At 68.3% G+C, this 6,302-nt stretch carries 6 protein-coding genes and 2 pseudogenes; 5 read left to right on the top strand and 3 right to left on the bottom strand.

The genetic code is table 11. From position 1 onward, the window contains the following. From KME75_RS39110 to KME75_RS39095, 4 genes and pseudogenes are all read left to right on the top strand, one after another. Positions 1-746 (top strand): annotated as a pseudogene (locus KME75_RS39110) (ISAzo13 family transposase); the annotation flags it as partial. Then, on the top strand, positions 746-1,255 hold the full coding sequence (locus KME75_RS45440) for a type ISP restriction/modification enzyme (protein ID WP_219419996.1): 510 nt from the start codon (positions 746-748) through the stop codon (positions 1,253-1,255). The pseudogene KME75_RS39110 and the gene KME75_RS45440, both read left to right, overlap by 1 nt. Next, positions 1,221-2,267 carry a type ISP restriction/modification enzyme gene (locus KME75_RS39100; RefSeq protein WP_219419993.1) on the top strand — a complete coding sequence of 349 codons (1,047 nt, stop codon included), beginning with the start codon at positions 1,221-1,223 and terminating at the stop codon, positions 2,265-2,267. The genes KME75_RS45440 and KME75_RS39100 overlap by 35 nt, the downstream gene beginning before the upstream one ends. 1,445 nt (positions 2,268-3,712) lie before the next feature. Further along, entirely contained in the window at positions 3,713-4,135 is a 423-nt protein-coding gene (locus KME75_RS39095; protein WP_219419991.1) for a hypothetical protein, read from the top strand. Between the two features lie 46 nt (positions 4,136-4,181). Here KME75_RS39095 and KME75_RS39090 read toward each other — a convergent pair whose 3' ends face one another. Then, on the bottom strand, positions 4,182-4,424 hold the full coding sequence (locus KME75_RS39090; RefSeq protein WP_219419988.1) for a hypothetical protein: 243 nt from the start codon (positions 4,422-4,424) through the stop codon (positions 4,182-4,184). A 280-nt stretch (positions 4,425-4,704) separates the two neighbouring features. Between KME75_RS39090 and KME75_RS39085 the strand changes: the two genes are divergently transcribed. Then, positions 4,705-5,052 (top strand): hypothetical protein, encoded by a 348-nt coding sequence (locus tag KME75_RS39085; protein ID WP_219419986.1) that lies wholly within the window; start codon positions 4,705-4,707, stop codon positions 5,050-5,052. Between the two features lie 148 nt (positions 5,053-5,200). On the opposite strand, the gene KME75_RS39080 is transcribed toward KME75_RS39085, so the two are convergent. Together KME75_RS39080 and KME75_RS39075 are read right to left on the bottom strand one after the other, a co-directional pair. Next, positions 5,201-5,371: a hypothetical protein gene (locus KME75_RS39080; protein ID WP_219419984.1), complete on the bottom strand. Its 171-nt coding sequence runs from the start codon at positions 5,369-5,371 to the stop codon at positions 5,201-5,203. Between the two features lie 267 nt (positions 5,372-5,638). Beyond that, a pseudogene (locus KME75_RS39075) lies at positions 5,639-5,968 on the bottom strand (histone-like nucleoid-structuring protein Lsr2); the annotation flags it as partial. Positions 5,969-6,302: the final 334 nt, after the last annotated feature.

The raw sequence follows: 6,302 nt of genomic DNA, 5'->3' as shown, positions 1-6,302 counted from the left end.
CTGCGCGAGGAAGGTTTCAGCCTGCAGGGCAACGCCAAGACGATCGAGGGCAACCAGCACCCGGACCGCGACGCGCAGTTCCACTACCTCAACGACCACGCCAGGCAGCACCAGGCGGCCGGGGACCCGGTGATCAGCGTGGACACCAAGAAGAAGGAGCTGGTCGGCCAGTACCGCAACGCCGGACGGCAGTGGCGTCGCCACGGCGAGCCGGTCGAGGTGCACACCCACGACTTCCCCGATCGAGAGCTGGGCAAGGCCATCCCGTACGGGATCTACGACCTGGGCGCGAACACCGGCTGGGTCGGTGTGGGCACCGACCATGACACCGCCGCGTTCGCCGTGGCCTGCCTGCATCGCTGGTGGGACGCGGTGGGCCGGGCCGGCTATCCGCGCTCGCGGCGCCTGCTGATCACCGCGGATGCGGGTGGCTCCACCGGCTACCGCACTCGCGCGTGGAAGGCCGAGCTGGCCGCCCTGGCAGTGGAGACCGGCCTGGAGATCACCGTGTGCCACCTCCCGCCCGGCACCTGCAAGTGGAACAAGATCGAGCACCGGCTGTTCTCCCACATCACCATGAACTGGCGGGGCAGGCCCTGTCCAGCCACGAGGTCATCGTGAACAGCATCGCCGCGACCACCACCCGTACCGGGCTCACCGTCGCGGCCGAACTCGACACCGACACCTACGAAACCGGGGTCCGCGTCAGCGACAGCCAGATGGCCGCTCTGCCGCTGGCCCGCCATTGAACCGCAAGGAAGGCGGCAAGGTCTTCGGCGCAGGCAGCCGCAACACCGTCGCGATCTTCATCGGAGTCAAGGACCCGAGCCACACCGGCCCCTGCGAGGTGCGCTACCGCGACATCGGCGACTACCTCACCCGCGAGGACAAACTCCGCACCATCGCCGACGGCACACTCACCACAGTCGACTGGCAGCCCATCACACCCAACGCCCACGGTGACTGGATCACCCAGCGAAGCGACAAATTCGGCACCTGGCGTGCGATCGGCGGCAAGGCGGTCGGGGCCGTAGTGTTCGCGGCGCACTCAGGCGGACTCAAGACTAACCGTGATGCCTGGTGTTACAATTTTTCGCGTGCGACAGTAGGATTGAACATGCGCCGCACGATCAATTTCTACAATGCTCAATGTGACGGCTTTATGGATTACTGCGAGCGACACGGAATCCGCGATCGAAAGCAACACGTAAACGCATTCATTGACGCGGACCCAAAGTCAGATCGCGCGGAGTGATGGACTTAAGGGCGACCTTGCACGTGGAACGCGAGCCGACTTCCATCCTAACGATGTGGCTCGTGGTTGCTATAGACCATTTCAGTCGCAGTACGTGTACTTCGACTCTTTCCTCAACGAGCGACGCGGTCGGCTGCCCTCGATGTTTCCGACGCCCCACCACGAGAACCTCGGTATTGTTCTCACCGGTCCGGCGTCACACTTTGAGTTCACACCGTTCATAACCGATCTGCTGCCGAACCTGCACCTCCTGGACACGGCGCAGTTCTTCCCCCGCTGGACCTACGAGAAGGCTGATCCCGACGATGGTGGGTTCGACTTCGAGTCTGATGCAGGCGACGTTGACGAGCACGGCTACCGCCGCGTCGACAACATCACCGACGCCATCGTCGAGTTGTACGAGCAGGCGATCGGCGCCCCGGTCACCAAGGACGACGTCTTCTACTCGGTGTACGGCCTGCTGCACGACCCCGACTATCGCCAGACCTACGCGGCCGACCTGCGCAAGATGCTCCCGCACATTCCCACACCGTCGAACCGCAAGCGGTTCGAGCAGCTCGCGGCCGCCGGCCGCGCCCTGGCCGACCTGCACGTGAAGTACGAATCGGTCGACCCGTACCCGCTGGACGTGCAACTCAAGCCCGGCGCCGACCCGGACGACCGGGAGACCTGGCGCGTGGCCAAGATGAAGTGGAAGACCAAGGGCGACTACTCGACGATCGTCTACAACCCGAAAGTCACGATCGCGGGCATTCCCGAGACGGCGGAGCGGTACCAGCTGGGCTCCCGCAGCGCCTTGGGCTGGATTATCGAGCGCTACCAGCGCAAGGTCGACAAGGCCTCAGGGATCGTCAACGATCCCAACGACTGGTGCGACGAACACGACGACCCTCAGTACGTCGTGAACCTCATTGAGCGGGTCACGACCGTCGCCGTGGACACGATGAAGATCGTGGACCACCTTGGCAAGCAAGCCGCGGACCGATCGGGTAGGTCCGCGGAGCGCCCTTAGCGGTGAGTCAGGCTGTGGCATGCCGAGGGTCGGCAGGCCCGCCCCCGCTGAAGGCGGTCGACAGGCTGTTCCTTTGTTCCTCGGCCCGCGCGGCCTTGAGCGCACACCCACGCCGCGCCGTTCCGGCGGCCTGCTCGGACGACGCATGGAGGTCACCGAGCACGACATCGCGCGCGCATCCCGGTCGGCATCCTCCGGGTGCCCCGGGACGACTTCGGCGCGCTCTGGGCCGAGGCACAGCGGTTGTCCCGCGAGCGGGCCGCCCAGGGAGTTACTGACTGGTATGTCGGCGGCGTTGCCTCGACCTGTCAGTGGTTGGCCGGAGCCATCGTCCGGACCAGCAGCGGGCGCCGCTACCCCGCCTACTCCCCGGCGACTGGCAAGTCGGCGACAGCGTATGAGGAATTGATCGAAGCGGAGTACTTGGCCGCGGAGCTGCTCGACGTCCGGCGGCCGCGCCGGGCCGCATTGCGGCCCGGCTGGTGCGAGGGGATTCGGGCGTCGCTGCGGTGGGCGTGGCGCCGCAACGGCCCGCTGCCGCTCGGTCCGCACCGCGGCCTACTCGGTCCCGGCCCGGCTGGTCGTCCTCGAGGGGCGCTGCGAGGTCGCCCGGCACGAGCGTTCTGCGGTCAAGGGCGGTCAACCCGCGTCCACCCGTATCAAAAGCGCAGAGACTTCGGACGGGCGCCGATCTCTGTCATCATCACGAGACGAACCTGTTGCTGGACCATGACCAGCCACCCGACTCGAACTTAGGGCCGGGAGGCAGGACGAGACTACGCAGTATCGTTATCTACTGCTGCGAAAGATGGCAGGATCTGTCACCGGTGGCGCTGACGCGAGAGATGTGGCGGAGCGTGAGGCGCAGGCGTCAGCCGCCGTGCCCGCCGCCCCGAGCTGGTCGACGAGACGACGCCCACCCCGAGCGGCGGGCTGCGGGTGGTCGACCCCGCCCGCTGCCCACAGAGACGGGCACCGGCTGCGGCCCGGCCGGGTGCTCGGGCTGGCGGCCGTACCGGTGCGGCGGCCCACAACAGCTGGGAGTGGACCGAGCCGCCGCTGGACCGGCCGCGCCTGCACGTCGCCCGGTCGCCGGCGGGGCAGGCTGGTCGAGATGAGCGTGCACGCGGCCCCGCCCGACCTGTGTACCTGCCAGGCCCGCCGCTGGCCCGACCCCGGGGCCCTGGAACCCGGTGGGCGCCGAGCGCCGCGCAGGACTGCGCCACCGCGCCGGACGCCACGTGACCGTGGTCGGGCGCAGTTGAGCCTGCCACGGTGCCGCCACCGATACCCGGGGTCGATGCCGCACACCCGGCCCGGATGACGCACCGCGTACCGGTCGGGCGGCGACGCCGCGGAGCTCGTGCAGCGCGTCGGCTTCGAGGCGCTCACCGACTGCCCGCCGGTGAGCCTGGCCGAGTCCGCGACCCGGCATCATGCGCCGCATGGTCCGTGGTGAGTTGAGCAAGGCGCAGCAGCAGAAGATTGTCGGCGAGGGCCTGGCCGTGGGCGTGCTCGCGCTGGGCGTCGAGGCCTTGACCAGCAACAAGGCGTCCGTGGAGTTCGCGTTTCGCCGGGCGTGGCGCGACTGGTCGGGCCGGGCCCAGTTTCCGCAGGTGCGGGCGGAGGCCAGCCGATGCGACATCGTCGGAATCCTTCACCGCAGCGCGAACCGGCGCGGTCCGGTCATCGCGCACTGGACGTCCGACGGACCCGAGTACGTCCCGGCGCTGTGCTTCGACTGGCCTGTCGAGGAGGCTGGTGACGCCGTCACCGAGGAGTTGGGGGTGTCGTACGCGCAGTGGGTGCACTTGGCGGAGGCGTTCGTCGCCGGGTTGGGCGATGACGAGGTACGCCGCAGCGGCTGAGCCACGGACGCGGTCTGGACAGCTCACTGCGGGACGGTCGGAGTCGCTAGCTGACCGAGTTCGCCCCGGTCAGGACGGCCGCCATGACATCGACGAGCACGTCCTTGTCAGCCCCGGCGAGTCCGGTAGCCGTAGCCCACTGCTTGGTCCGCGGCCCCGGCTCCGGCTCCGGCTCCGGCTCCGGCTCGCGGTCATCGGCCTCGGCCAGGGCGGAGATGAGCTGCGCGCCGAGCTGGTCGGCAGTGGGACACCCCGGACTCGCGTAACCCGCGGTCGGTGACGCCGCCAATGACCCAGTCGCCGCCGAATGTCGGGTCTCCGGTGAGCATCTCGTCGCGCACCAGGCGCTCCACCAACCGGCCCGGTGACCAGGTCGATTCCCACCTTCTCGAACTCGGCGGCGAGGTCGCCGAAGTCGAGGCCGTCGACCTCGATCTGGCGCACCATCTCGACGAGCACCTTCCGGTCGACACTCCACAGGTCGCACATCGCCTGTTCCCTGCGCGGTCGCCGAGCGGGGGAAGCGCTTGGCGACCGCCGCAAGAGCACCCTGTAGGAGGGACCTCGCTATGGCCGCGCCGTACACCCGCGGTAAGCACCGCGCTGCCGCCGCCCGCCGGGACACGCAAGCGATCTCCCACACCGCCGACATCCTCAGGCAGGTTGCCTCACGCGACAGCCACCTCGACGCCCACCGAGGCTACGTCAGCTACAGCCTGGCCGCGCTCGTCGAGGCGATCGGCCGCGGATACCGGGTAGTGCCGATAGATGTCGCAGCCTGCGTCATGGGCGTGGTCGTCACCGTCGACCGCGCGACCGCGCGACCGGGCGACCGGGCGACCGGGCGACCGGGCGACCGGGCGACCGGGCAGCGTGGAACATCTCGGTCCAGCTCGAGGAAGCGGGCCCAGGAATGAACAGCGAAGTCGGCGAGATCTCGCAGGATCGGAAACCACTCGGCGGCGTGGGATGCCTCAGTCTGGATCGGGACCGTTCGAGGAAGGTCGCCGCAAGAAAGTGGCACCGACAGAATCCGGACGAGGTCACGCCTGAGACGCGAATGGGTTACTCCCAGGGCAGTGGCAGGTCCGCGTTCTCTGGGTCGGGGATCAGCGACTCGGTCTCACTGCCACCGCCGTCGCGCACATCGCTGATGACGAACTGCAGATCTTCGTCGGAGCCGGGCAGGGCAATGCGGATGACGTCACCGGGCTGAAACTCGTGCTCGCCGGTCATCGGCTGCCCTCCTCGGTCGGCGCGGTAGCCGGTTGACCGCGAGTTCGAGCCCCGCCGGGCGGCGGCGGCCCCGAGCAGTGCACGAACTTCAGATCCGACATACAGGGGCCGCCGCCCCCGTCACGACAAACCACTGAGATCAACCGGAGGAGCGTCGCGACGACCGGGGACCGCGAGTCAGCTCGCCGTCTGCACCGCGAACGGGTCCGTCACCAGCGGTCGGCTCGTCGATTCGGTCTTCGCCGGCGCCACCGCGACCTGTGAGGCGCGCTGCGCATACGCCTCCAGCACCGCCCCCGGAATCCGCCCCCGACTCGACACCTCGAACCCGTTGTCCCGCGCCCACTCCCGCACCGAGTGGGTCTGCTCACGGTCCACCGACGAACCCCGCGCAGCCCGCGCCCCCACCGACCGACGACCACCACCCGCGTGACGCGCCGCCCCGACGAACACGGACAGGCTGTCACGAAGCCGCGCAGCGTTCTCCTGCGACAGGTCGATCTCGTACTCCCGACCCTCGAACGCAAAGCTCACCGTCTCCGCCGCCACGGAACCATCCAGGTCGTCAACGACCCGCGTCTCCACCTTCTGAGCCACCGAACTCTTCCATCCTTTCAGCCCGGCCATGACGATGTCCCGACCGTTCGGGTTTCTATCATCGAGCAATCACAACCGCGAAGGCCCATAGCAGATGCGCTCCTTCGGCCGCCGCTGACTATGCGCACCTGCAGCGAGTCGACCAGGTGGCGCCGCCCTGCCCAGAACCCAGGGCCCCGGCGTTCTTGCCGTTTGGGTCTGATGTCCGTTTTGCCCCTGGTGGTGGACTCGTTTGAGGGGCCGGTGTGAGGGGCGAGCGCGACCCCTGGTGATCTTTCAGGTGTTGAAGCCGAAGATCGTCCCGGGGGTCGCGCTCGTGTCCACAGTATCGTCG

It is taken from the genome of Pseudonocardia nigra, assembly GCF_019396355.1.
Taxonomy (GTDB): domain Bacteria; phylum Actinomycetota; class Actinomycetes; order Mycobacteriales; family Pseudonocardiaceae; genus Pseudonocardia; species Pseudonocardia nigra.
This window is presented reverse-complemented; position numbering and strand designations above follow the sequence as displayed.